The following is a 24,237-nucleotide window of genomic DNA, read 5'->3' as shown; positions in this document are numbered from 1 at the left end:
AAAACGGCTCAGGCGCGGCCATTTTTGCCCGCGCTATCCCCATGCTTTTCGAATTTTGCCATCATAAATTCGCCCGAATGGCGTATTCGTCGAATACGCGTGTTGCGAGTCTCAATATCCTATGTTAGACGAACCCCGAATTTCGGATGAGGCGGGAGAGCACTCCTGCTGATTTCTGGGGGAAATCAAAACGAATTCAAGGACATATCGCTTCCGCCACCCGGAAGTTTGGTTCTTGGGTTGAAATCAGGGAATTTTGTGCCCGTGGCAGACACATCCCAGCATGTTTCTGGTGTCGCAGAACGATATGCCTCGTCGCTGTTCGAATTGGCCCTTGAAGAGGGTGCCGTACCGGCGGTGACCGCCGATCTCGATCGGTTCCAAGCCATGCTCGACGAAAGCGACGATCTGAAGCGCTTCGTCCTCAGCCCGGTCTTTTCGGCTGAAGAGCAGGTCGGTGCGATCGAAGCGCTGGCGAAAAAGGCCGGCTTCGGCGCCTATGTCACCAATTTTCTGAAGCTTGTGGCCAGCAACCGGCGCCTTTTTGCGCTGCCGGGCATGATCAAGGCTTTCCGCATCATCGCCGCCCAGCATCGCGGCGAAATTTCCGCCGAGGTCACCTCGGCTCATGCGCTCACCCCGGCGCAGGAAGATGAATTGAAGGCGGCGCTGAAGGGCGTCACCGGCAAGGACGTGGCGATTGCCGTCACCGTCGATCCGTCGATCCTTGGCGGCCTGATCGTCAAGGTCGGTTCGCGTCAGATCGATACGTCCCTTCGCACCAAACTCTCCACCCTTAAGCTTGCATTGAAAGAGGTCGGCTGATGGATATCCGCGCCGCGGAAATTTCCGCAATTCTGAAAGATCAGATCAAAAACTTCGGCAAGGAAGCTGAAGTCTCCGAAGTCGGCCAGGTTCTCTCCGTCGGTGACGGTATCGCCCGCGTGTACGGTCTGGACAATGTTCAGGCCGGCGAGATGGTCGAATTCCCCGGCGGCATCCGCGGCATGGCACTGAACCTCGAAGCCGACAATGTCGGCGTGGTTATCTTCGGCTCCGACCGCGACATCAAGGAAGGCGACACCGTCAAGCGCACCGGCGCGATCGTTGACGTTCCGGTTGGTCCGGAGCTGCTCGGCCGCGTTGTCGACGCGCTCGGCAATCCGATCGACGGCAAGGGCCCGATCAACGCGACCCGCCGTTCGCGCGTCGACGTCAAGGCTCCGGGCATCATTCCGCGCAAGTCGGTTCATGAGCCGATGTCGACCGGCCTCAAGGCCATCGACGCTCTGATCCCGGTTGGCCGTGGCCAGCGCGAGCTTGTCATCGGCGACCGCCAGACCGGCAAGACCGCCATCATCCTCGACACGATCCTGAACCAGAAGTCCATTCAGGATAACGGTCCGGACAGCGAAAAGCTCTTCTGCGTCTACGTCGCCGTCGGCCAGAAGCGTTCGACCGTTGCGCAGTTCGTGAAGGTTCTCGAAGAACGCGGCGCTCTGAAGTACTCGATCATCGTTGCTGCGACGGCTTCCGATCCGGCTCCGATGCAGTTCCTGGCTCCGTTTGCCGGCTGCGCCATGGGCGAATATTTCCGTGACAACGCCCAGCACGCCCTGATCGGCTACGACGACCTGTCCAAGCAGGCCGTTGCCTACCGTCAGATGTCGCTGCTGCTGCGCCGCCCGCCGGGCCGCGAAGCTTATCCGGGCGACGTTTTCTACTTGCACTCGCGCCTCCTCGAGCGCGCTGCCAAGATGAACGACGAGAAGGGTGCTGGTTCGCTCACCGCTCTCCCGGTCATCGAAACGCAGGGTAACGACGTTTCGGCCTTTATTCCGACCAACGTGATCTCGATCACCGATGGCCAGATCTTCCTTGAAACCGACCTGTTCTATCAGGGTATCCGTCCGGCCGTTAACGTCGGTCTGTCGGTTTCGCGCGTCGGCTCGTCTGCTCAGATCAAGGCGATGAAGCAGGTTGCAGGCTCGATCAAGGGCGAACTCGCCCAGTATCGTGAAATGGCCGCCTTCGCCCAGTTCGGTTCCGACCTCGATGCGGCAACGCAGCGCCTGCTGAACCGCGGTGCTCGCCTGACCGAACTCCTGAAGCAGCCGCAATTCTCGCCGCTGAAGACGGAAGAGCAGGTTGCGGTGATCTTCGCCGGCGTCAACGGTTATCTCGACAAGCTGCCTGTTGCTCTGGTCGGCAAGTTCGAGCAGGGCCTGCTGTCGTACCTCCGCTCGGAAGGCAAGGACATCCTCGACACCATCCGCTCCGAAAAGGCCATCAGCGACGCGACGAAGGGCAAGCTCACCGCTGCTCTCGACAGCTTCGCCAAGTCTTTCGCGTAATCGGGCCCAAGCTCTAGGACGGACCAAGGATGCCTTCACTCAAGGATCTGAAAAACCGGATCGCCTCCGTCAAGGCGACGCAGAAGATCACCAAGGCGATGAAAATGGTCGCCGCGGCGAAGCTTCGGCGTGCGCAGGAGGCGGCCGAGGCCGCCCGGCCTTACTCGCAGCGCATGGCCGCTGTTCTGGCCAATATTTCGGCTGCCGTCAGCGATGCCGACGGCGCACCGCTGCTGATGACCGGAACGGGCAAGAGCGATGTGCATCTGCTCGTCGTCTGCACGGCCGAGCGCGGTCTCTGCGGCGGTTTCAATTCGCAGATTTCACGCTTCGCCCGCGATCATGCCCGCAAGCTTCTGGCCGAAGGCAAGACGGTGAAGATCTTCACCGTCGGCAAGAAGGGCTATGACGTCCTTCGCCGCGAATACGCTTCGCTGATCGTCGAGCGCAAGGAACTGCGCGACGTCAAGCGCATCGGCTTCGACAATGCCGACGCCATCGGCAAACGCATCATCGAGATGTTCGAAGCCGGCGAATTCGATGTCTGCACGCTGTTCTATTCCGAATTCAAGTCGGTGATCAGCCAGATCCCGACGGCACAGCAGCTTATTCCGGCTTCGGCTCCCGCCGTCGTCGAAGAAGATGCAGCCCACAAGGGCGCCGTCTATGAATACGAGCCGGATGCGGCTTCGATCCTCGCGGACCTGATCCCGCGCAACATCTCTGTCCAGATCTTCCGCGCGTTGCTCGAAAACGTCGCCGGCGAGATGGGTGCCAAGATGAGCGCGATGGACAATGCGACGCGCAACGCTGGTGAGATGATCAACAAGCTGACGCTGAACTACAACCGTCAGCGCCAGGCACAGATCACCAAGGAATTGATTGAAATCATTTCGGGCGCGGAAGCGCTCTGAGGTTAGGGAAAGAGGGTAAGAATATGGCTGACGCAGCTACCCCCGCAGGTTCTGTCGGTAAGGTTACGCAGGTTATCGGCGCCGTTGTGGACGTTGCTTTCGACGGCGAGCTCCCGGCGATCCTGAACGCGCTTGAAACCGACAATAACGGCAATCGTCTGGTTCTCGAAGTCGCACAGCACCTCGGCGAAAACTCCGTCCGCACCATCGCCATGGACTCGACCGAAGGTCTCGTTCGCGGCCAGCCGGTCAAGGACACGGGCGCGCCGATTTCGGTTCCGGTCGGACATGAGACGCTCGGCCGTATCATGAACGTCATCGGCGAGCCGGTCGACGAAGCAGGTCCGCTGAACACTTCCAAGAAGCGCGCCATCCACCAGGAAGCTCCGTCCTACGTCGAGCAGTCCACGGAAGCGCAGATCCTCGTCACCGGCATCAAGGTCGTCGACCTCCTTGCTCCTTACGCAAAGGGCGGCAAGATCGGCCTGTTCGGCGGCGCCGGCGTCGGCAAGACCGTTCTCATCATGGAACTGATCAACAACGTCGCCAAGGCGCACGGTGGTTACTCGGTGTTCGCAGGCGTGGGTGAGCGTACCCGCGAAGGCAACGACCTTTACCACGAAATGATCGAATCGGGCGTCAACAAGCACGGCGGCGGCGAAGGTTCCAAGGCTGCGCTCGTTTACGGCCAGATGAACGAACCGCCGGGCGCCCGCGCCCGCGTCGCTCTGACCGGTTTGACCGTCGCTGAAAACTTCCGCGATGAAGGCCAGGACGTTCTGTTCTTCGTCGACAACATCTTCCGCTTCACCCAGGCTGGTTCGGAAGTGTCGGCTCTGCTCGGCCGTATTCCTTCGGCCGTGGGCTATCAGCCGACGCTCGCAACCGACATGGGCCAGATGCAGGAACGCATCACCACGACGACGACGGGCTCGATCACCTCGGTTCAGGCCATTTACGTTCCGGCCGACGACTTGACCGACCCGGCACCGGCAACCTCGTTCGCCCACCTGGACGCAACGACCGTTCTGTCACGCTCGATCGCTGAAAAGGGCATCTACCCGGCCGTCGACCCGCTCGACTCCACCTCGCGCATGCTCGACCCGATGGTCGTCGGCGAAGAACACTACGAAGTTGCCCGTAAGGTTCAGTCGACGCTGCAGCGCTACAAGGCCCTGCAGGACATCATCGCCATCCTGGGCATGGACGAACTGTCCGAAGACGACAAGCTGGCCGTTGCCCGCGCCCGCAAGATCGAGCGCTTCCTGTCGCAGCCGTTCTTCGTCGCCGAAGTCTTCACCGGTTCGCCGGGCAAGCTCGTCGCGCTCGAAGACACGATCAAGGGCTTCAAGGGTCTCGTCAATGGCGAATACGACCACCTGCCGGAAGCTGCCTTCTACATGGTCGGCTCGATCGACGAAGCGATCGAAAAGGCCAAGAAGCTGGCCGCCTGATCAGGCCAATCCATCGGCGCGCGGCTTTGCCCGCGCGCCCTTGCCTTGCGAATAAGACAATCGAGAAGTGACGGGTCATGGCTGACAATTTCAATTTCGAACTGGTTTCTCCGGAGCGCCTGTTGCTGTCGGAACAGGTCATCGATGTCCTCATTCCCGCCAGCGAAGGCGAGATGACCGTCATGGCGAACCATGCGCCGACCATGACCACGATCAAGCCGGGCGTCGTCAAGGTGCATTCGGCCTCGGGCAAGAAGCAGGATTACGTCGTTTTCGGCGGCTTCGCCGACATTCTGCCGACCGGCTGCACGCTGCTTGCCGAATCAGCCGTTCCGGTCGAAGACATGAGCCGCGACGAGCTGGACCGCCGCATCAATGCTGCCAAGGCCGAACTCGAAGATGCCGAGCATCACGAGCACAAGTCGCGCCTGGAGCATTTCATCATGGAACTCTCGCATCTGCGCGGCTCGATCCCGCAGGATTGATGAGATCCAAACATCGATGAACGAGACGAAAGCGGTCCTCTGGGCCGCTTTTTTGTTGGAGGGGCCCAGGGCCATCCTCGCCCTTCGAGGCTACGCCCCTTCGACAAGCTCAGGGCTTCGCGCCTCAGGGTGAGGATGGAGTTGGCAGCGTGGCATAAAGCCAGTTTCAACCATGTTAGGCCGATCCGATGTGCCGTCCTGCGCTGGAGGTCAGCCTCATGGTGAGGTGCGCAGGGCCGTGGGCCCGAAGCCTCGAACCACGAGGGCGGGTGGCAAGTAAATACACCCTTAAATCTCCAACCTCTCAACACCAACACAGCCGGATACCCCGATCAGCCCTGTTGCCCCTCCAGCAGAAACCTGTGCAGCTGCGCCGCCTCGGGAGAGAGCGAGCGAAAGCGAGGCGCGCCGAGATAATAACCGAAGCCACTCTCAACGCGATCGTTGCCGATGGTGACGAGCGCGCCGGACTGCAGATATTCCTCGATGAGGCCGAGGCTGCCGAGCGCGATACCTTCGCCCCTGAGTGCTGCTTCCACCGCCATGATGTAGGTCGAGAAGGACAGGCGCGGTCGCGGCAGCTTGCCCTTCAAGGGGTCGCCGACGCGGCCGAACCATTGGCGGAAGCTGATCCAGTGGGCGTTGGCGCGCTCGTAATCAATGAGATCGAGCCCGGCAATGTCGACCGCCGTCAGCGTCTGCGGGTCCAAGCCGCGGGCTGCCAGATAATCCGGCGAGGCGACCGGGACCAGCACCTCGTTGAAAAGTGGCGTCAGGCTCCAGCGCGGATGCTCTCCGGTGGAATAGATGATGATGAGATCGTTGTTCTCCGAGGCGAGTTCGGAGTGCACATCCGTCGTCAGCAGGCGGACTGAGATGCCGGGGCTCTCCTTGCCGAAATCCCGCAGCCTTTGCCCGAGCCAGAGATGGGAGATCGAGCCGCTGGCCGCGATCGAGATGATTTCGCCCGTGCCCGTGCGAAAGGGCTCCAGGCTTTCTTCCAGATATTCCAGCGTGGCGCGGACACGCTGGAATAGCCGCTCGCCGTCCGGTGTCAGCGCCAGATTTCGGCCACGCCGGGTAAAGAGCGTCGCGCCGAGATGATCCTCTAGCCCCTTGATGCGGCGGCTGACGGCGGCCTGGGTAATGTTCAGCTCCCGGCCCGCGCGGGAGAAGTTCATGGCGCGTGCGGCCGCGTCGAATACGCGGAAGGCCTCCAGCGGTATTTTCTCTAACATTGCCTCTCCATAACTTCAGATCATCAATATTCCCGATAATTGCGCGGATTTGAAGATCTGAAATTGTGATGCAGGATCGTGGGTATCAAATCAGCCGCTTTTCCAAGGTGATCCCGCGTGTCCTTTTCCATTTCTGCCATTCCTAACATTCGTTTCGGCGAAGGTGCGCTCCCCGGCTTTCCCGCTGCGGTCAAATCCTTCGATGGCGTCGGCACGGTTTTGCTTGTCATCGATGCCTTCCTGGCGCAGTCCGGACTTGCGGCCAGGGTCAGCGCCGAGCTTGCGGAAGCAGGCGTCAAGACGCAGATCTTCTCCGACTTTGCCGGCGAGCCGAAGCTTGGGCATCTGCGTGCGGCGATCGCGGCAGGGCAGGGCGCAGATATGGTGATCGGCATCGGCGGCGGCTCGGCGCTCGATATCGGCAAGATCGTCGCCTGCTGCATCGCGTCGGGCAAGGATCCGATGCATTACGCGCTGGCGGCCAATCCGCTGCCGAAAAACCCGCTGAAGAAAATCATGATCCCTACCACGGCCGGTACGGGTTCGGAGACATCGGCGACGAATATCTTTGCCGGGCCCGAGGGCAAGAAGCTCTGGATCTGGGGGCCGGAAACGAAGGCGGATCTTGTCATCCTCGATCCGGCGCTGACGAAGACCTTGCCTACCAATCTCACTGCATGGTGCGGTCTCGATGCCTTTATTCATGCCTTTGAAGCAGCCACCAACCGCAATACGCATCGCGGTGCGCAATTCTACGCGCATCAGGCGCTGCGGCTGCTGACCGGTGCGCTGGAGACGGCCGTCAAACAACCGGATGATATGGTGGCTCGCGGTGACGTACTGCTCGGCTCCTGCTTCGGCGGCATTGCGATCGACAATTGCGGCACGGCGATCGCCCACAATATCAGCCATGCGCTGGCGGGCCTCGGCCCTCTCCATCACGGGCTTGCAACGGCGCTCGGCTTCGAGGTGACGCTGCCATGGCTTGTCGAAGCCGATACCGCAGATCTGAATGCTGCTGCCAAGGCTTGCGGCCTCGATAGCGCCGCCGATCTGCCCGCTTTCGTCTCGGACTGGATGGATCGCTGCGGCATCGTGCGCGCGTTGCCGGCTGCCTTCAAACCCTTCGATGCCTCCGATCTCGCCCGCGAGATGCGGGCGACCGAAAACCAGCCCATGCGGCGCTCGACGATCCGCGATGTGACGGATGCCGATATCGACCGCTTTGCCGCCGCCGTCATGGCGCTGCCGAGAGGAATCTGAGATGACGAAGAATTACACGCGCGACTATTGGGAAAGCGTTCTCTCCGGCCTCAAGCCCGAAGGACGGCACTTCATCAACGGCGCCCATCGAGCCGCCGCTTCGGGCGAAACCTTCATTCGCATCCGGCCGATGGACGGCAAGCCCGGCGCTGAGCTTGCGCGCGGCAATGCCGCTGATGTCGACGCCGCTGTTGCCTCTGCCCGCGCTGCCTTCGAAAGCGGCGTCTGGCGCAAGAAGGAGCCGCTCGAAAAGAAGAAGATCATGCTGAAATGGGCCGATCTCATCCGCGCCCATGGCGACGAGTTGGCCATGCTTGAGACGATCGATGTTGGCAAGCCGGTTATGGCGTCGCTTGGTGTCGATGTGCGGCTCTGCGCTGACGGCATCCAGTTCTATGGCGAAATGATTGACAAGATGTATGACGAGATTGCGCCGACCGGCCCGAATGCCCGGGCGCTGGTGCGCAAGGTGCCGCTCGGCGTCATCGGCGCAATCACGCCCTGGAATTATCCGATGATCATCGATGCCTGGAAGCTCGGCCCGGCGATTGCTGCCGGCAATTCCGTCGTGTTGAAGCCGGCCGAACAGTCCTCGCTTTCGGCGATACGCCTCGCTGAACTTGCGATCGAAGCCGGCCTGCCGGCTGGCGTCTTCAACGTCGTCACGGGTTATGGCGAGGAGACCGGCAAGCCGCTGGCGCTGCACATGGATGTCGACATGATCGCCTTCACCGGTTCCACCGAAGTCGGCAAGCTGATCATGGGTTATGCGGCACAATCGAACGTCAAGCGTGTGGCGCTGGAGCTCGGCGGCAAGTCGCCGCTCGTCGTCTTCGAGGATGCTGATCTCGATGCCGCCGCCGTCGCCGCTGCCTGGGGCTGCTTCTACAATTCCGGCGAAACCTGCCATGCCTCGACCCGCCTCATCGTGCAGCGTTCGGTGCAGGATAGGCTGATCGAAAAGATCGAGGCTGTCACCCGCTCCGATATCGCGCTCAAGCATCCGCTCGACCCTTCAGCGCAGATTGGTGCCCTCATCGATGAAGAGCATATGAACAAGGTGCTGGCGATGATCGCGGCCGGCGAGCAGGAAGGCGCGCGCCGTGCCTTCGGTGCCGAGCGCGTTATGAGCGAGACAGGCGGCTATTATGTCTCGCCGGGCGTCTTCGTCGACATGACCAACGATATGAGCTTGGCGCGGCAGGAAATCTTCGGCCCCGTGCTCGCCGCTATTCCCTTCGATACAGAGGAGGAGGCATTGAAGATCGCCAATGACACGATCTATGGGCTTGCCGGCGCCGTCTTTACCAAGGACATGGATCGCGCCCATCGCTTTTCCGAAGAGATCCATGCGGGTACGGTATGGATCAACACCTACGACATGTCGAATTTCGCCACGCCCTTCGGCGGTTTCAAGCAGTCCGGCTTCGGCCGCGACCGCTCGGTGCATGCGATCGACAAATATTGCGATTACAAGACGATCTGGCAGCAGTTCGGTTGAGGTTTGCGGGGAGGCATGACCATGAGCAAGATCGTTTCCATCGAAATCACCCATCATCGCCTGCCGCTCGATCCGGCATTCAAGGCGAGCTGGGATGGTCGTCCACGCAAGCATTTCGATGCGACCATCGTGCGCGTTCGAGACGATGAGGGGCGCGAAGGCATCGGCTCTGGCGATCTGATGAAGGGTTTCGAAGGACATGAGGATCTGTTCATCGGACAGGATCCCCGGCATGTCGAACGGCATTATGAAGTCCTCTCGCACATCAATTTCCACTACGGCCGCTGCTGGCCGATGGACCTGGCGCTGTGGGATCTCTCCGGGAAGATCACCGGCGAGCCGGTCTGGCGGATGCTCGGCGGGCGCGCCAGCCGCGTGCGGCTCTATGCGTCCTCCGGCGTGTTGCGCGAGCCCTCTGCCATGGCGGATCAGGCCGAGCGTTATATCGACGAAGGCTTCCCTGCCATGAAGGTGCGCTTCTCCTCGTCGTCGGGCGGTCGTGGCGGCTGGCGCGAAGACGTCAAGGCCCTGGAAGCGATCCGCGCCCGCGTCGGCGACCGGCTGGAGCTGATGGTCGACTGCAATCAGGGTTGGCGAATGCCCTGGGATACGACCTTGCCATGGACCTTCAAGGATGCGCTTGCTGTCGCCAGGGAGCTGGAGCGGCTCGGCGTCTACTGGATGGAAGAGCCGCTTCACCGCTCCGACCGCAAGGGCATGAAAGAGTTGAAACAGGCAACGTCGGTCCGGATCGCCGGCGGCGAGATGACGCGCGAGCTCTACGAGTTTCGCGATATCATCGAGGAGCGCGCTTTCGACGTTATCCAGCCGGATGTCGCGCTTGTCGGCGGTATCACCGGTTGCCGGCGGCTGGTCTACCAGGCGCGCGAGGCCGGTGTGCAATTCACGCCGCATTCCTGGACGAACGGCATCGGGGTTCTTGCCAACGCGCATCTGACCGCAGGGGTTGCCGATGCAGCCTGGCTCGAATATCCCTATGACAATCCGGAATGGAGCGAAGCCCGCCGCGATTATCCGATGGCCTCCCCCCTCAAGCACGAGGCCGGCTGGCTGGATCTTGGCGTTGCGCCAGGCCTCGGCATCGTTCTCGATGAGGGGCGGCTGAAGGCGACGCGCATCTGAAGGCGCCTGCTGAATTCGAGGCGGTATCTGTCCTCGTGCTATCACGCAGTAGGCAATCGAATGTGAAGTGAAGTCGTTGCCGCGTCCTCCTTCTCCCCTCGGGGAGAAGGTGCCGACAGGCGGATGAGGGGGTATCTGCCAAGAACACTTGAATCCGCGCCTTCAAATCAGCCGGCCCCCCCTCATCCGACCCTTCGGGCCACCTTCTCCCCGAGGGGAGAAGGAACTTGCTGCTCCGACATGCCTCACATGTGATGGCCCTACATTACGCCGTGGCTGGTCGCATGACTTTGTTTTCACGTGTCCGCGCCCACTGAATAACGGGGCGTTCGAGCAGGATATAGCTCAGCGTGCCGACGGCGAAGATGATGGCGGTAGCGATCAAGCTTGAGACTATCCAGCCGCCCAGCACGTCATCCGAACGTGCGCCAAAGGATGAGGGAAAGAGCTGCGGCATCAAGGTTAGCACGATATCCTGCCAGATGTAGACGCCGAACGAGACGGTAGCGACATAACGGCTCACGGGATTGTCGAGCAGCTTTGCCAGCAGCAGCGATTGCGGAAGCACGCAAAGCGCGATCGCGACCGCCAGGGGAAGCAGCGGGAATTGATAGGGAATGCCGAGCCAGGCATAGCCCTCCGCCGCACCGCCGATCGACTGCGGCAGCTGCCAAGCACCCATGACGATCGCAAGCGCGCCGATGATGTCGTAGATTGCCGAGCGCTGAGGCGGTAGGATGGTCTGGATGCCGGCGGCGAGCGCGCCGATCGCGAATATGGCGAAGAAGCCGATGGGATTGTAGCGCGGCATCCATTCCTTGGCGCCACCCTGGAAGCCATATCGCCATCCTTGCCCGACATTGTCGGTCGGCAGATAGGTCACTACGAGCCAATGGCCGATAAGGGAAAATGCGATGATGCCGATCCAGAGCAGGCGGCTGACGAGCACGGAGCGCGATCTCAGTTTTGGATGAAACAACAGTAGGAAACCGATCGGCATGAGAACATAGCAGGTTGTCTCGAAAGGGATCGACCATAGCGGCCCATCGCCCTGTACCGGGAAAAAGGTGCGCCAATGCCATTGGCTCATCAGGAAGAGGCCGGAGACGTAGCGGCCGATCAGTTCCGCATCCAGCGGAAAGCCATAGATGGTGAAGCTGATCAAGAAGCCGACCGTCAGGGCAAACCAGAAACCCGGCAGGATGCGTGCGGCGCGGCGCATGGCGTAGATCTTCAGCGAAGGCAGGGGTTGGGCTCTATCCAGGGCCAGCCAGAAGGGACGTGCAAGCAGAAAGCCGCTGAGCACGAAGAAGACCGAGACGCCGTGATTGCCGAAGCGTGCCAATATGAAAGTCATATCCAGATCTGATGGGATCTTGTAGAAATTCATTCGGAGCACGAGATGGTGAGCAAGCACCATCAGACATGCGACAGCGCGCATGAAATCCGCTCCTCCTAGCCGCGTGGCCTTCTCCATTCCCGTATCCGTCCGAGATCTCCCTCTATTGCGTTAGGTCATCGCGACCGTTTCGGCAAGCGTGATCCTTGAAGGCAGGACGCCCGGATCCGTGTGCCGGATCCGGGCGTCGAACCGATCTCCCGCACCTGCCAGAAACGAGAGATCGGATGTCTATGTTGGGGATAAGGATCAGGCGGCGGCGGAGCGATAGGGGCGTGTCGTTCGAGCCGGCTTCAGGGCATTGCTCCACCAGGTCAGCCGCGCGATCATGAGGACAAGCGATTTTCTGGCATCGAGCGGATTTTCCAGCGTGCCATCCTCGGCAAATCTGCCCCAGGGATTGGCGAAGCTGACTGTATCGCGCACGGTGACCGTGTGCAGTTCGGCAAAGACGAGCCGCAACTGTTCCACGGCGCGCAGACCGCCGGAGATGCCGCCATAGGAGACAAAGGCGACAGGTTTACCGTGCCAAGGCTCATAGACGAGATCGAGCAGGAATTTCAGCGAGGCCGTGAAGCTGTGATTGTATTCCGGCGTGACCACGATGAAGGCTTCGGCGTCCGAAAGCCGCTCCGATAGGGCGGCGACGCCGGGATGCTCGCGGTTGTGCGCGAAAGGCAGATCGAATTCGAGGGGATCGATCAGGTCGATGTCGATGAGCGGATAGTGCGCCAATTCGCGGGCGACCCAGTTGACCACCCGGTCGCACAGCCGGCCCGGACGCGTGCTGCCGTAGATGATCGCCAACCGGGTTCTTTCTGTCATGTCTTGCTCCTGCTTTACGCGCTTCGGAGCCAGGGTTATAAAACCTCAAGTAAAGTTGAGGTCAATAGCGAAAATGGGAAAAATCGACCCGGCTCAATTTCCGAAGCTGCTGACGGTCGGCGAGGTGGCGGCGCGTAGCGGTGTGGCCGTATCGGCGCTGCATTTCTACGAGGCGAAAGGGCTGATCGCGAGCCACCGCAGCCGTGGCAATCAAAGGCGCTATCCCCGCGAAGTGCTGCGGCGAGTCTCCATCATCAAGGTGGCCCAACGCGTCGGTATTCCGCTTGCCGAGGTTCAGGCGGCTCTTCAATCGCTGCCGCAGGGGCGTACGCCGACGGCATCCGACTGGAAGGCGCTTTCGGCGCTATGGAAAGGTGATCTCGACGCCCGCATCAAGCGCCTGCAGGGACTTCGCGATCAGCTGGACAGTTGCATCGGCTGCGGCTGCCTTTCGCTCGATAGCTGTCCCTTGCGCAATCCGTGGGACGCGCTTTCCGAAGAAGGCGCAGGTCCGCGACTGCTCGATCCTGGAGAGTGAATTGGCCGATCAGGCGTGGACGTGGCTCTCTGCCATATAGCTGTCGAGAGCTACGGCTTCTTCCTTCGAAAGATATAGGCCCTTCTTGGAGCGGCGCCAGAGAACGTCTGCGGCGCTATAGGCCCATTCCTGTTCCATCAGGTAGCGCACTTCCGCCTCGTAGAGATCGCTTCCGAAATAGCGGCCGAGGTCAGCGATCGTCTTCGCGTTGCCAAGGATCATGGCGGCGCGTGTGCCGTAGCGGCGGATGAGGCGGCGGGCATGCGGATCGGCGAGGAAGGGATAGCGTGATTTCAGTTTGGAGACTTCGGCCTCATAGCCGCGAACCGGAAAGTCGCCGCCGGGTAGCGAACTGCCGGCAGTCCAAGGCGTGCCCTTGAGGCCGATCGCCTCGCCGATCTTTTCCAGCGCATGCTCGCCGAGACGGCGATAGGTGGTGAGCTTGCCGCCGAAGACATTGAGCAGCGGTGCCTGGCCTTCTTCGCCTTCGACCTTCAGCACGTAATCGCGCGTGGCTTCCTGCGCCTTCGATGCGCCATCGTCATAGAGCGGGCGGACGGCCGAGTAGGTCCAGACGATATCTTCGGGCTTAACCGGCTCTTTGAAGTATTCGCTGGCGGCGTTGCAGAGATAGGTGGTTTCCCCCTCGGTGATCTTCACATCCTTCGGATCGTCCTTGTAGTCGCGATCCGTGGTGCCGATCAGCGTGAAATCCTGCTCGTAAGGGATGGCGAAGATGATGCGGTTGTCCGGGTTCTGGAAGAAATAGGCGCGGGGATCATCGAACTTCTTGCGCACGACAATATGGCTGCCCTGAACGAGACGGACATTGTGCACCTGGTTCTTGCCGAAGGTACCGGACAGCACCTGATCGACCCAGGGACCTGCGGCATTGACCAGCATGCGCGAACGAAACTCGCGTTTTTCGCCGCTGACCGTATTTTCCGTTTCGATCGCCCAGACCGCGCCTTCGCGGCGGGCCGAGACCACTTTCGTTCTCGGCATGATCGTTGCGCCGCGGTCGGCCGCGTCGCGGGCATTCAATACCACCATGCGGGCATCGTCGACCCAGCCGTCAGAATATTCGAAAGCCTTGGTGAAGAGCGCTTTTAGCGGCTTGCCCGCCGGATCCTTCTTCATGTCCAGTGTCGCGGTCGGCGGCAGCAGCTTTCGCCCACCAAGGTGGTCGTAGAGAAAAAGGCCGAGCCGGATGAGCCAGGCCGGACGGATGCCGCCCTTGTGGTAAGGCAGGACGAAACGCATCGGCCAGATGATGTGCGGCGCCATCGCCCAGAGCACTTCGCGTTCCATCAGCGATTCGCGCACGAGGCGAAATTCGTAATGTTCGAGATAGCGCAGGCCGCCATGGATGAGCTTGGTGGCGCCCGACGACGTGCCGGAGGCGAAATCGTTCATCTCGGCAAGCGCGACCTTGTAGCCGCGCCCAACGGCATCACGGGCAATGCCGCAGCCATTGATGCCGCCGCCGATAACGAAAATATCGTAGATCTGCTCGCTCACCCGCCCCTCCGCAAAGGTCAGCCATCCCCTGAAGATGGAAATCGAAACTAATCCATCTAAAGCGAAACAGATACGAATGTCAAACGAACGTTTCTTGACGGAAAGCGCGCCGATCAGGCTGATCTGCGAGAGGTTTCCACGAGATGCACGTCATGTTCCGCGGCGATGGAGCGCACGGATTCGATGCTGCACTCGTCTGTTACGAAGGTATGAACCTGCGATAGATGGCCGATGCGAACGGGAGCGGTTCGTTCGAACTTGGTGCTGTCGGCGACGAGAATGACATGCCGCGCATTGGCGATGATGGCCTGAGCCACTTTCACTTCGCGAAAGTCGAAATCCAGAAGCGCGCCGTCAGGGTCGATGGCGGAGGCGCCGATGACGGCATAATCAACCTTGAACTGCTTGATGAAATCGACGGCGGCTTCACCGACGATGCCGCCATCCGAGCCGCGCACGACGCCGCCGGAAATCACGACTTCGATGGATGGGAAGATGCGTAACTTATTGGCAACGTTGATATTATTGGTGATGACCATTAGTTCGTGATGGCCAAGGAGTGCTTCTCCGACTGCTTCCGTCGTCGTGCCGATATTGATGAAAAGCGAGCTGTTGTTGGGGATCAGGCTTGCCGCAGCACGGCCGATCGCATGCTTTTCGGGCGCGGCGATGGAACGTCTTGCCTCATATTTCACATTCTCGGTTCCGCCGGGAAAAATCGCGCCGCCATGCACGCGCGAGAGTACGCGCCCGTCGCAGAGGTCGTTCAGGTCCTTGCGGATGGTCTGCGGCGTGACCGAGAAGCGCATTGCCAGCTCTTCCACCAGCACGCGGCCCTCCGCCTTGGCGATTTCGAGGATCTCTGTCTGACGCCCGGACAGGAACATGGTTTTCGCTCCCTTTCTTTCGTTTTTTCGTCATCATATGATAAAGTGAAAATTCCGCAATTACCGGCGCGCGAATAGTGTGGTTGGGGAGGTCATCGTGTTTCATCCGAAGCTATTCGAAAATCGCAACGTCGTGGTCACCGGCTCCGGCCGTGGCATCGGGCTGGAGGTCGCGCGCCAGTTTCTCGATTGCGGCGCCCATGTCCTTGTTCATGTCGGCCGCGATGGCGGTCGCGATTTGCCTGATTTTCTGATGGAAGCGGAAGCCGAGCGCCGCGCCTTTCTCATTGCCGGCGATTTCGCCGCCCGCAATGGCACGCGCGATTTCGTCAGCGCTGCCGGCGAGCGTTTCGACCGCATCGACGTGCTCGTCAACAATGCCGGCACCATGGTCGGGCGATTTCCTGCCGGCGAACTGACGGACGAACAATACGAGCAGATCGTTCATCTCAATCAGACTTCCGTTATGGAGGTGACGAGAGGATTGTTGCCGCTGCTGCGGGCTGCCGGACAGGCTGCAATCGTCAATACGGTTTCGATTTCGGCACTAACCGGCGGCAGCCCAGGATCGGCGATCTATTCCGCATCGAAGGCCTTTGTCGCGACCTATTCGAAAGCATTGGCGCGCGAGCTGGCGCCTGATGGCATCCGGGTCAACTGCGTCTCGCCCGGTACGATAGCAACCGATTTTCATGAGCGCTATTCCTCGAGGGAGAAGCTTGAGCTGACGCGCAAATCGATCCCGCTTCAGCGGCTGGGTACTCCCGAAGATTGCGCGCCCGCTTATCTCTTCCTCGCGTCTCCCCTGCTTTCCGGCTACATCACCGGGCAGGTGCTCGAGATCAATGGCGGGCAGCTTATCTGCTGATAAAACGGACCTTTTTTGGTTTTCCGTGTCTTTTTGAATCAGCTTCTGATTTGATAATATTATAAGCATACCTCTGGGGGATTTCTTACTAGAGGCTGTCATATGTCGTCGTCTCTACCGCAGGGCGGTGCAGCGGAACGTGATGTTGAGGAAATGACTGACAGGGCGCGGAAGTCGAGCGCCCTGCTGAAAGCACTATCGCATGAGACGCGCCTGGCGATTCTCTTCATGTTGGCCAAGAACGAGAAAACGGTGATGGAGCTCGAGGCTCTTCTTGATCTGCCGCAAGCCGTCGTATCGCAGCATTTGGCGCGCCTTCGCCTGGACAAGCTGGTCGACACGCGCCGCGAAGGACGTCTCATCCACTATGCCGTTGCGCGGTCGGAAATCTGCGCCGTCGTTGATTCGCTGCAGAAGGCTTTCTGTCAGACCGATCGCTGATCTCTGAAGCCGTCTTGCATGTTGCGCTCGCCATGCTGCCGGTCTAACTCTTTCGTCGCGGGAGAGCGGGATGATCGACAAGCTGGAATTCTTCATTGCGCTGGCGAATCAGAAGCATTTTGGCCGCGCCGCGGAAGAATGTGGGGTGACGCAGCCCACCCTGTCTGCGGCCATCCGTCAGCTGGAGGATCAGCTGGGCGTGATGCTTGTCAGCCGTGGTTCGCGCTTTCAGGGACTGACGCCCGAGGGGCAGCGTGTCCTGGAATGGGCCCGCCGCATCGTTGGCGACAGCCGCACCATGCGCGAGGAGATGCGCGCGGCGCGCAAGGGGCTTGCCGGCCATATCCGGATCGCCGCTATTCCGACAGCGCTTGCCATGGTGCAGAAAATCACCACGCCTTTCCAGGAGAGACACCCGGACGTCACCTTCTCCATTCTATCCCGCAATTCGCTGCAGGTTCTGAGCCTGCTGGAAAACCTCGAGATCGATGCCGGCATTACCTATCTGGAAAACGAGCCGCTCGGCCGGGTTACCAGCGTGCCCCTTTATGCCGAGCGCTATCACCTGATTACCGCGGCGGGCAGCCCGTTTTCCGAGCGCAAGACCGTCACCTGGAAGGAAGTCGGCGATCTTCGGCTTTGTCTATTGACTGCCGACATGCAGAATCGCCGCATCATCAATCGGCATCTTGCCGAGGCAGGTGCAACGGCCAAGCCGACGCTGGAATCCAATTCGATGATCGTGCTGTTTTCGCATGTGCAGACCGGTCGGTGGGCGAGCATTATGCCGAAGAATATTGCTGATTCCTTCGGTTTTCCGGCCGATATTCATAAGATCCCAATCACGGAGCCTGACGCCGAGCATCTGGTCGGCCTGGTCGCCACCCACCGCGAACCCTTCACGCCCCTCGTCTCTGCCTTGTTGCACGAGGCAAGATTGCTCGCGGAAGAGGATAAAAGTCGATAGAGATTTTCTATCGAGCAACGAGACTGCCTTATTGATCCTCAGCCTTCTCCCTGCGACCTTAACGCCGTGGCGTGTCGATCGCGCGCCAGGAGGAAATGCCGCATGGGCCTTTTCCGAAAGATTTGCTTTCGATCTTCGGAGCTATGCGCGGGAGGCTGCTAATGAGTTTGAATCAGGCTGCGGGCGATGTCGCAACCCGCGCCGGCACCATCATCGACAACATGAAATCGATGGAGGGGCCGCTTTTGCCGATCTTGCACGGGATTCAGGAAGAGTTCGGCTATGTGCCGCAGGATGCGCTGCCGCTGATTGCCAAGGCGTTGAACCTCTCGCGCGCCGAAGTGCATGGCGTCATGACCTTCTATCACGACTATCGCGATCATCCGGCAGGTCGCCATGTCCTGAAGCTCTGTCGCGCCGAGGCCTGTCAGTCGATGGGCGGCGATGCGCTGGCGGAGCGTATCAAGCGGCTCTTGGGCATCGATTTCCATCAGACCACGCTCGATGGCAGTGTGACGCTGGAGCCGGTCTATTGTCTTGGGCTTTGCGCCTGCGCTCCGGCTGCGATGCTCGACGGCGAGCTCTATGGCCGGCTCGACGATGAAAGCGTCGACGACCTCGTAAAGGAGGCGCGCCAATGACGCTCACCATCTATATCCCTCGCGATGCCGCCGCGCTTTCGCTCGGCGCGGAGAAAGTGGCGGGATCGGTCGCGCAGGAAATCGCCAAACGCGGGCTCGATGCGCGCATCGTGCGCAACGGCTCACGCGGCATGTTCTGGCTCGAACCTCTGGTCGAAGTCGAGATTGGCGGCAAGCGCATCGGCTATGGACCGGTGAAGGCGAAGGACGTTCCCGCATTATTCGATGCCGGGCTCGCCGGAGGCGGCGAGCATCCGCTCTGTCTTGGGGAGGTCGAAAGCCTCCCATTCCTCAAAGAACAGACCCGCCTGACCTTTGCCCGCTGCGGCATCACCGACCCGCTTTCGTTGCAGGATTATGAGGCTCATGGCGGCCTGAAAGGTCTGCGTCGCGCCATCGGCATGGCTGCTGGCGATATCGTCAAGGACGTCACCGATTCCGGCCTGCGCGGCCGCGGCGGTGCGGGCTTTCCGACCGGCATCAAGTGGAAGACGGTGCTGGATGCGCCGGGGACACGCAAATACATTGTCTGCAACGCGGACGAGGGCGATAGCGGCACTTTTGCCGACCGGATGATCATGGAGGGCGATCCCTTCGTGCTGATCGAGGGCATGGCGATCGCTGGGCTGGCGACCGGCGCGACGAAGGGCTTCGTCTATACGCGCTCGGAATATCCGCATGCGATAGCCGCGATGACGGAAGCTGTCGAAATCGCGCGCGAGGCCGGTATTCTCGGCGCATCCGTGCTCGGCTCAGGCAAAGCTTTCGACATGGAAATCCGCACCGGCGCCGGCGCCTATGTCTGCGGCGAGGAAACGGCACTCTTGAACAGCCTCGAGGGCAAGCGCGGCATCGTGCGTGCCAAACCGCCGTTGCCGGCGCATAAGGGCCTGTTCAACTGTCCCACCGTCATCAACAACGTGATCTCGCTTGCCTCGGTCCCCGTCATCATGGATAAGGGCGCTGCCTTCTATCGCGATTTCGGCATGGGCCGGTCGCGCGGCACGATCCCGTTGCAGATCGCCGGCAACGTTAGATATGGCGGCCTTTACGAGACGGCCTTCGGTCTTTCGCTCGGTGACATCGTCGACCGGATCGGCGGCGGCACGGCGACGGGGCGGCCGGTCAAGGCCGTGCAAGTGGGTGGGCCGCTGGGGGCCTATTTCCCGCGCGCCCTGTTCGACACGCCGTTCGACTATGAAGCTTTCGCGGCCAAGGACGGTCTCATCGGCCATGCCGGCATCGTCATCTTCGACAATACCGCCGACATGCTGAAGCAGGCGCGTTTTGCGATGGAATTCTGTGCGGTCGAAAGCTGCGGCAAGTGCACACCCTGCCGCATCGGCTCGACGCGCGGCGTCGAGACGGCCGACAAGATCGCGCAGGGGATCGAGCCGGAGAAGAACCGGGTGCTGCTTGCCGATCTCTGCAACACGATGAAGTTCGGCTCGCTCTGCGCGCTCGGCGGCTTCACCCCATATCCCGTCATGAGCGCGATGACCCATTTCCCGGAGGACTTTTCTCCGGCTCCTTTGATTGAAGCGGCGGAGTAAGATCCATGTCCCTCGTTCCAGAAATCGATTACGGCACGCCGGCCTTGACCTCCGAAACCATGGTGACGCTGACCATTGATGGGCGCCAGATCACGGTGCCCGAGGGTACGTCGATCATGCGCGCCTCGATGGAAGCCGGCATTCAGGTGCCGAAGCTCTGCGCCACCGATATGGTCGATGCCTTCGGCTCCTGCCGCCTCTGTCTCGTCGAGATCGAGGGCCGCAACGGTACCCCGGCCTCATGCACGACGCCTGTGGCACCAGGCCTCGTCGTTCACACGCAGACGGGCCGGCTGAAGGATATCCGCCGCGGCGTGATGGAGCTCTATATTTCCGACCATCCGCTCGACTGTCTGACCTGCGCCGCCAACGGTGATTGCGAGCTGCAGGACATGGCAGGCGCCGTCGGCCTGCGCGACGTGCGCTACGGCTATGAGGGCGACAACCACGTCAAGGCGCGCAACAACGGCGACATCAATCTGAAATGGATGCCGAAGGACGAGTCGAACCCTTATTTCACCTATGATCCTTCGAAGTGCATCGTCTGTTCGCGCTGCGTGCGGGCCTGCGAGGAAGTGCAGGGCACGTTTGCGCTGACCATCGAGGGCCGCGGCTTCGGCTCGCGCGTCTCGCCCGGCATGCATGAGAGTTTCATCGACAGCGAGTGCGTTTCCTGCGGCGCCTGCGTGCAGGCCTGCCCGACGGCGACACTGACGGAAAAATCCGTCATATCGATCGGTCAGCCGGAGCATTCGGTCGTCACCACCTGCGCCTATTGCGGCGTCGGCTGCTCGTTCAAGGCGGAAATGCGCGGCGAGGAACTGGTGCGCATGGTGCCCTGGAAGGACGGCCAGGCCAATCGCGGCCATTCCTGCGTCAAGGGCCGCTTCGCCTATGGCTATTCGACCCACAAGGACCGCATCCTCAACCCGATGGTCCGCGAGAAGGTGACCGATCCTTGGCGCGAAGTGACCTGGGATGAGGCCTTTGCCCATATCGCCACCGAGTTCAAGCGGCTGCAATATCAGTATGGCCGCGATTCCATCGGCGGCATCACCTCATCACGCTGCACCAACGAGGAAACCTATCTGGTGCAGAAGCTGGTGCGAGCCGGCTTCGGCAACAACAATGTCGATACCTGCGCCCGGGTCTGCCATTCTCCCACAGGCTACGGCCTCGGCCAGGCCTTCGGCACCTCGGCCGGTACGCAGAATTTCGACAGCGTCGAGCATTCCGATGTCGTCATCGTCATCGGCGCCAACCCGACGGACGGTCATCCGGTCTTCGGTTCGCGCCTGAAGAAGCGGTTGCGCCAGGGCGCCAAGCTCATCGTCATCGATCCGCGCCGCATCGATCTGGTGCGCACACCGCATGTCGAAGCCAGCTATCACCTGCCGCTGAAGCCGGGCACCAATGTCGCCATGCTGACCGCGCTCGCCCATGTGATCGTCACCGAAGGCCTGTTCGACGAGAAATTCATCCGGGAACGCTGCGACTGGTCCGAATTCGAGGATTGGGCCGCCTTCGTTTCCGAGCCGCAGCATAGCCCGGAGGAAACGGAGAAATATACCGGCGTTTCTGCCGAACTCGTCCGCGGAGCCGCTCGTCTCTTTGCCAAGGGCGGCAACGGTGCGATCTATTACGGCCTCGGTGTTACCGAGCACAGCCAGGGTTCGACCACGGTCATGGCGATTGCCAATCTTGCCATGGTGACGGGCAATATCGGCCGTCCGGGTGTCGGCGTGAACCCGCTGCGCGGACAGAACAATGTGCAGGGCTCCTGTGACATGGGCTCCTTCCCGCACGAGCTGCCGGGCTATCGCCACATCTCCGACGATGCGACCCGCGATATCTTCGAAAAGCTCTGGGGCGTGAAGCTCAACAACGAGCCCGGCCTGCGCATCCCAAACATGCTGGATGCCGCCGTCGAAGGCACCTTCAAGGGCATCTACATTCAGGGCGAGGACATTCTCCAGTCCGATCCGGATACAAAGCATGTCGCCGCCGGCCTTGCCGCGATGGAATGCGTCGTCGTCCACGACCTCTTCCTGAACGAGACGGCCAACTACGCGCATGTCTTCCTGCCCGGCTCGACCTTCCTCGAAAAGGACGGCACCTTCACCAATGCCGAGCGCCGCATCAATCGCGTGCGCAAGGTCATGACCCCGCGCAACGGCTATGCCGACTGGGAAGTGACGCAGAAGATGGCGCAGGCCATGGGTCTCGGCTGGAACTACACGCACCCGTCCGAGATCATGGACGAGATCGCCGCAGCGACGCCGAGCTTCGCGCTCGTTTCCTACGACTATCTCGAGAAGATGGGCTCCGTGCAGTGGCCCTGCAACGAAAAGACGCCGCTCGGCTCGCCGATCATGCATGTCGACGGCTTCGTGCGCGGCAAGGGCAAGTTCATCCGCACCGAATATGTCCCGACCGACGAGCGCACCGGTCCGCGTTTCCCGCTGCTGCTGACGACCGGGCGTATCCTCAGCCAGTACAACGTCGGCGCCCAGACGCGGCGTACCGAGAATGTCGTCTGGCACGCCGAGGATCGCCTGGAGATCCATCCGCACGATGCCGAGCAGCGCGGCATCCGTGAGGGCGACTGGATCCGGCTCAGCAGCCGCTCCGGCGACACGACGCTTCGCGCGCTGATCACCGATCGCGTTGCGCCCGGCGTCGTCTACACGACCTTCCATCATCCGGATACGCAGGCGAACGTCATCACCACCGATTATACCGACTGGGCGACGAACTGCCCGGAATATAAGGTGACGGCCGTGCAGGTCTCGCCATCGAACGGTCCGTCGCAATGGCAGGTCGAGTATGACGAACAGGCCCGGCAGTCGCGGCGGATCGTTGGGAAGATGGAGGCAGCGGAGTGAGTTTGAGGATGCCTTCTCCTTCTCCCCTTGGGGAGAAGGTGCCTGCAGGGCGGATGAGGGGGTCTTTCCGCACGGGAAGAATGGGCCTTCGCTCGCGCTCAGGACGCTCGGAGCCGTCGCTCTTCGCCCCCCTCATCCGACGCTTCGCGCCGCCTTCTCCCCGAGGGGAGAAGGGGAGACCGGATAATGACTAAATTCACACCCACCACCACCGTTCCCGAAACCGCCCGCCGCAATGGTTTGGTCCGCTCGGGTACGCGTATCGTTCCCGAAGAAGTGCCGATCGCCTTTTCTTATGGCGGCACCTCGCACGCGGTCATGATGGGGACGCCCGCCGATATCGAGGATTTCGCCGTCGGCTTCAGCCTCACCGAGGGCATCATCACCGATATGGGTGAGATTGCTGCGATCGAGCCGATCGAGGACGAGCAAGGGATCGATGTGCAGATCAGTCTGGTCGATGACGCTGCGGATGCCCTGCGATTGCGCCGCCGCCATATGGCAGGCCCCGTCGGCTGTGGTCTCTGCGGCATCGAATCGATCGAGCAGGCGGTGCGCAAGGTGCCTGACGTTTCAAAGGTTGCTTTAAAGCTCACGCAAAAGGACATCGTTCGCGCCATCGCTCTCCTCAATGATGCCCAGCCGCTGCATCGCGAGACTCACGCCGTACATGGCGCTGGCTTCTATATCCCGTCCGAGGGTCTGCTTGCCGTGCGCGAGGATGTCGGGCGGCACAATGCGCTCGACAAGCTCTGCGGCGCGGTCATTCGGTCCGGCCATAAGGGCGCGGATGGCGTGGTGGCCGTCACCAGCCGCCTTTCCGTCGAGATGGTGCAGAAGGCGGCGATTGTAGGCAGTTCCGTCCTTGTAGCGATTTCCGCGCCGACGGCGCTTGCCATCCGTACGGCCGAGGAGGCCGGCATGACGCTGGTGGCGCTGGTGCGCGGCGACGATTTCGAGGTTTTCACCCATCCGCATCGCATCATCACGGGGAGCATCGCCGATGTCGCCTGACGACACGCCGCACGGCAAGACCGAAACCAAGCTCATCTACATGGCGAACCAGATCGCCACTTTCTTCAAGACGCAGCCGGCAAACGAAGCGGTGCAGGGGGTTGCCACCCATATCAATAAATTCTGGGAGCCGCGCATGCGCCGTCAGCTTTTCGCGATCATCGATCATGGCGACGGTGGGCTGAACCCTTTGGTCTTGGAGGCGGCCTCGCTGATCCACAGGCCGGCGCCGGTCGAGCAAGTTAAGTCGGCTTAATACTAGCATTGATGGTGCATTGGGATGGAGAGTGGAGGCTCCAGCCACAAATACGATTGCTGTCGAGTGAATCGGTGCCGGTCTTCGAAA

Annotated in this window: 22 protein-coding genes; 17 read left to right on the top strand and 5 right to left on the bottom strand. The window is 61.0% G+C overall.

What is annotated here, in order from left to right:
* Window positions 1–258 precede the first annotated feature (258 nt).
* The 5 genes from PH558_RS19610 to PH558_RS19590 all read left to right on the top strand — a co-directional run bounded on the left by PH558_RS19610 (window position 259) and on the right by PH558_RS19590 (window position 5,207).
* Window positions 259–825, top strand: a complete 567-nt coding sequence (locus PH558_RS19610; RefSeq protein ID WP_113231541.1) for a F0F1 ATP synthase subunit delta — start codon at window positions 259–261, stop codon at window positions 823–825.
* The gene (gene atpA, locus PH558_RS19605; protein WP_285206104.1) at window positions 825–2,354 is read left to right on the top strand and encodes a F0F1 ATP synthase subunit alpha; all 1,530 of its coding nucleotides are present in this window, start codon (window positions 825–827) and stop codon (window positions 2,352–2,354) included. The genes PH558_RS19610 and atpA overlap by 1 nt, the downstream gene beginning before the upstream one ends.
* Window positions 2,355–2,383: 29 nt before the next feature.
* The gene (locus PH558_RS19600) at window positions 2,384–3,268 is read left to right on the top strand and encodes a F0F1 ATP synthase subunit gamma (protein ID WP_015341388.1); all 885 of its coding nucleotides are present in this window, start codon (window positions 2,384–2,386) and stop codon (window positions 3,266–3,268) included.
* Between the two features lie 23 nt (window positions 3,269–3,291).
* On the top strand, window positions 3,292–4,722 hold the full coding sequence (gene atpD / locus PH558_RS19595) for a F0F1 ATP synthase subunit beta (RefSeq protein ID WP_069613407.1): 1,431 nt from the start codon (window positions 3,292–3,294) through the stop codon (window positions 4,720–4,722).
* 77 nt (window positions 4,723–4,799) lie between these two features.
* Window positions 4,800–5,207 carry a F0F1 ATP synthase subunit epsilon gene (locus tag PH558_RS19590; RefSeq protein WP_285206103.1) on the top strand — a complete coding sequence of 136 codons (408 nt, stop codon included), beginning with the start codon at window positions 4,800–4,802 and terminating at the stop codon, window positions 5,205–5,207.
* Window positions 5,208–5,539: 332 nt separating this feature from the next.
* Here the strand turns inward: PH558_RS19590 and PH558_RS19585 are convergent, their stop codons facing one another.
* Complete coding sequence (locus tag PH558_RS19585) at window positions 5,540–6,445, bottom strand: LysR substrate-binding domain-containing protein (RefSeq protein WP_113409029.1); 906 nt, start codon at window positions 6,443–6,445, stop codon at window positions 5,540–5,542.
* A gap of 117 nt (window positions 6,446–6,562) precedes the next feature.
* Here PH558_RS19585 and PH558_RS19580 point away from each other — a divergent pair, with 117 nt between their 5' ends.
* The 3 genes from PH558_RS19580 to PH558_RS19570 are packed head-to-tail and all read left to right on the top strand — an operon-like array spanning window position 6,563 to window position 10,352.
* Window positions 6,563–7,708 carry an iron-containing alcohol dehydrogenase gene (locus tag PH558_RS19580; protein ID WP_285206102.1) on the top strand — a complete coding sequence of 382 codons (1,146 nt, stop codon included), beginning with the start codon at window positions 6,563–6,565 and terminating at the stop codon, window positions 7,706–7,708.
* A gap of 1 nt (window position 7,709) precedes the next feature.
* On the top strand, window positions 7,710–9,209 hold the full coding sequence (locus tag PH558_RS19575) for an aldehyde dehydrogenase (RefSeq protein ID WP_285206101.1): 1,500 nt from the start codon (window positions 7,710–7,712) through the stop codon (window positions 9,207–9,209).
* Between the two features lie 21 nt (window positions 9,210–9,230).
* Window positions 9,231–10,352, top strand: a complete 1,122-nt coding sequence (locus PH558_RS19570; RefSeq protein ID WP_285206100.1) for a mandelate racemase/muconate lactonizing enzyme family protein — start codon at window positions 9,231–9,233, stop codon at window positions 10,350–10,352.
* 265 nt (window positions 10,353–10,617) lie between these two features.
* Here PH558_RS19570 and PH558_RS19565 read toward each other — a convergent pair whose 3' ends face one another.
* Both PH558_RS19565 and PH558_RS19560 read right to left on the bottom strand, forming a co-directional pair.
* The gene (locus PH558_RS19565) at window positions 10,618–11,829 is read right to left on the bottom strand and encodes an acyltransferase family protein (RefSeq protein WP_285206099.1); all 1,212 of its coding nucleotides are present in this window, start codon (window positions 11,827–11,829) and stop codon (window positions 10,618–10,620) included.
* A 171-nt stretch (window positions 11,830–12,000) separates the two neighbouring features.
* Window positions 12,001–12,576 (bottom strand): NADPH-dependent FMN reductase, encoded by a 576-nt coding sequence (locus tag PH558_RS19560; RefSeq protein ID WP_285206098.1) that lies wholly within the window; start codon window positions 12,574–12,576, stop codon window positions 12,001–12,003.
* A 73-nt stretch (window positions 12,577–12,649) separates the two neighbouring features.
* Between PH558_RS19560 and soxR the strand changes: the two genes are divergently transcribed.
* Window positions 12,650–13,114, top strand: a complete 465-nt coding sequence (soxR, locus tag PH558_RS19555) for a redox-sensitive transcriptional activator SoxR (RefSeq protein ID WP_285206097.1) — start codon at window positions 12,650–12,652, stop codon at window positions 13,112–13,114.
* 9 nt (window positions 13,115–13,123) lie between these two features.
* Here the strand turns inward: soxR and glpD are convergent, their stop codons facing one another.
* Together glpD and PH558_RS19545 are read right to left on the bottom strand one after the other, a co-directional pair.
* Window positions 13,124–14,635, bottom strand: a complete 1,512-nt coding sequence (glpD, locus tag PH558_RS19550; RefSeq protein ID WP_285206096.1) for a glycerol-3-phosphate dehydrogenase — start codon at window positions 14,633–14,635, stop codon at window positions 13,124–13,126.
* Between the two features lie 113 nt (window positions 14,636–14,748).
* The gene (locus PH558_RS19545) at window positions 14,749–15,522 is read right to left on the bottom strand and encodes a DeoR/GlpR family DNA-binding transcription regulator (protein ID WP_095436041.1); all 774 of its coding nucleotides are present in this window, start codon (window positions 15,520–15,522) and stop codon (window positions 14,749–14,751) included.
* 97 nt (window positions 15,523–15,619) lie between these two features.
* On the opposite strand from PH558_RS19545, the gene PH558_RS19540 reads away from it, so the two are divergent.
* From PH558_RS19540 to PH558_RS19505, 8 genes are all read left to right on the top strand, one after another.
* Window positions 15,620–16,390: an SDR family NAD(P)-dependent oxidoreductase gene (locus PH558_RS19540; protein ID WP_095436040.1), complete on the top strand. Its 771-nt coding sequence runs from the start codon at window positions 15,620–15,622 to the stop codon at window positions 16,388–16,390.
* Between the two features lie 102 nt (window positions 16,391–16,492).
* Window positions 16,493–16,831 (top strand): ArsR/SmtB family transcription factor, encoded by a 339-nt coding sequence (locus PH558_RS19535; protein WP_069613419.1) that lies wholly within the window; start codon window positions 16,493–16,495, stop codon window positions 16,829–16,831.
* A 70-nt stretch (window positions 16,832–16,901) separates the two neighbouring features.
* Window positions 16,902–17,798, top strand: coding sequence for a LysR family transcriptional regulator (locus PH558_RS19530; protein ID WP_095436039.1), 897 nt, complete (start codon window positions 16,902–16,904; stop codon window positions 17,796–17,798).
* Window positions 17,799–17,959: 161 nt separating this feature from the next.
* Window positions 17,960–18,439, top strand: coding sequence for a formate dehydrogenase subunit gamma (locus PH558_RS19525; RefSeq protein ID WP_113409036.1), 480 nt, complete (start codon window positions 17,960–17,962; stop codon window positions 18,437–18,439).
* On the top strand, window positions 18,436–19,992 hold the full coding sequence (locus tag PH558_RS19520; protein WP_285206095.1) for a formate dehydrogenase beta subunit: 1,557 nt from the start codon (window positions 18,436–18,438) through the stop codon (window positions 19,990–19,992). Before PH558_RS19525 ends, PH558_RS19520 begins: the two co-directional genes overlap by 4 nt.
* A gap of 5 nt (window positions 19,993–19,997) precedes the next feature.
* Window positions 19,998–22,877 (top strand): formate dehydrogenase subunit alpha, encoded by a 2,880-nt coding sequence (fdhF, locus tag PH558_RS19515; protein ID WP_285206094.1) that lies wholly within the window; start codon window positions 19,998–20,000, stop codon window positions 22,875–22,877.
* Window positions 22,878–23,063: 186 nt separating this feature from the next.
* Window positions 23,064–23,891: a formate dehydrogenase accessory sulfurtransferase FdhD gene (fdhD, locus tag PH558_RS19510; protein WP_285206093.1), complete on the top strand. Its 828-nt coding sequence runs from the start codon at window positions 23,064–23,066 to the stop codon at window positions 23,889–23,891.
* Window positions 23,881–24,147 carry a formate dehydrogenase subunit delta gene (locus PH558_RS19505; RefSeq protein ID WP_285206092.1) on the top strand — a complete coding sequence of 89 codons (267 nt, stop codon included), beginning with the start codon at window positions 23,881–23,883 and terminating at the stop codon, window positions 24,145–24,147. Before fdhD ends, PH558_RS19505 begins: the two co-directional genes overlap by 11 nt.
* Window positions 24,148–24,237: the final 90 nt, after the last annotated feature.

The organism is Rhizobium pantanalense, from assembly GCF_030182525.1.
Classification (GTDB): Bacteria; Pseudomonadota; Alphaproteobacteria; order Rhizobiales; family Rhizobiaceae; genus Rhizobium.
Note: the sequence above shows the minus strand (reverse complement) of the source record. Positions and strands in the feature narration are given on the sequence as shown.

Excerpts from the sequence above, each read along its gene's own strand:
- atpA (WP_285206104.1), top strand. The coding sequence starts at position 825 with ATGGATATCCGCGCCGCGGAAATTTCCGCAATTCTGAAAGATCAGATC.
- PH558_RS19600 (WP_015341388.1), top strand. The coding sequence starts at position 2,384 with ATGCCTTCACTCAAGGATCTGAAAAACCGGATCGCCTCCGTCAAGGCG.
- atpD (WP_069613407.1), top strand. The coding sequence starts at position 3,292 with ATGGCTGACGCAGCTACCCCCGCAGGTTCTGTCGGTAAGGTTACGCAG.
- PH558_RS19590 (WP_285206103.1), top strand. The coding sequence starts at position 4,800 with ATGGCTGACAATTTCAATTTCGAACTGGTTTCTCCGGAGCGCCTGTTG.
- PH558_RS19585 (WP_113409029.1), bottom strand. The coding sequence starts at position 6,445 with ATGTTAGAGAAAATACCGCTGGAGGCCTTCCGCGTATTCGACGCGGCC.
- PH558_RS19575 (WP_285206101.1), top strand. The coding sequence starts at position 7,710 with ATGACGAAGAATTACACGCGCGACTATTGGGAAAGCGTTCTCTCCGGC.
- PH558_RS19570 (WP_285206100.1), top strand. The coding sequence starts at position 9,231 with ATGAGCAAGATCGTTTCCATCGAAATCACCCATCATCGCCTGCCGCTC.
- PH558_RS19565 (WP_285206099.1), bottom strand. The coding sequence starts at position 11,829 with ATGGAGAAGGCCACGCGGCTAGGAGGAGCGGATTTCATGCGCGCTGTC.
- PH558_RS19560 (WP_285206098.1), bottom strand. The coding sequence starts at position 12,576 with ATGACAGAAAGAACCCGGTTGGCGATCATCTACGGCAGCACGCGTCCG.
- soxR (WP_285206097.1), top strand. The coding sequence starts at position 12,650 with ATGGGAAAAATCGACCCGGCTCAATTTCCGAAGCTGCTGACGGTCGGC.
- PH558_RS19545 (WP_095436041.1), bottom strand. The coding sequence starts at position 15,522 with ATGTTCCTGTCCGGGCGTCAGACAGAGATCCTCGAAATCGCCAAGGCG.
- PH558_RS19535 (WP_069613419.1), top strand. The coding sequence starts at position 16,493 with ATGTCGTCGTCTCTACCGCAGGGCGGTGCAGCGGAACGTGATGTTGAG.
- PH558_RS19530 (WP_095436039.1), top strand. The coding sequence starts at position 16,902 with ATGATCGACAAGCTGGAATTCTTCATTGCGCTGGCGAATCAGAAGCAT.
- PH558_RS19525 (WP_113409036.1), top strand. The coding sequence starts at position 17,960 with ATGAGTTTGAATCAGGCTGCGGGCGATGTCGCAACCCGCGCCGGCACC.
- PH558_RS19520 (WP_285206095.1), top strand. The coding sequence starts at position 18,436 with ATGACGCTCACCATCTATATCCCTCGCGATGCCGCCGCGCTTTCGCTC.
- fdhF (WP_285206094.1), top strand. The coding sequence starts at position 19,998 with ATGTCCCTCGTTCCAGAAATCGATTACGGCACGCCGGCCTTGACCTCC.
- fdhD (WP_285206093.1), top strand. The coding sequence starts at position 23,064 with ATGACTAAATTCACACCCACCACCACCGTTCCCGAAACCGCCCGCCGC.
- PH558_RS19505 (WP_285206092.1), top strand. The coding sequence starts at position 23,881 with ATGTCGCCTGACGACACGCCGCACGGCAAGACCGAAACCAAGCTCATC.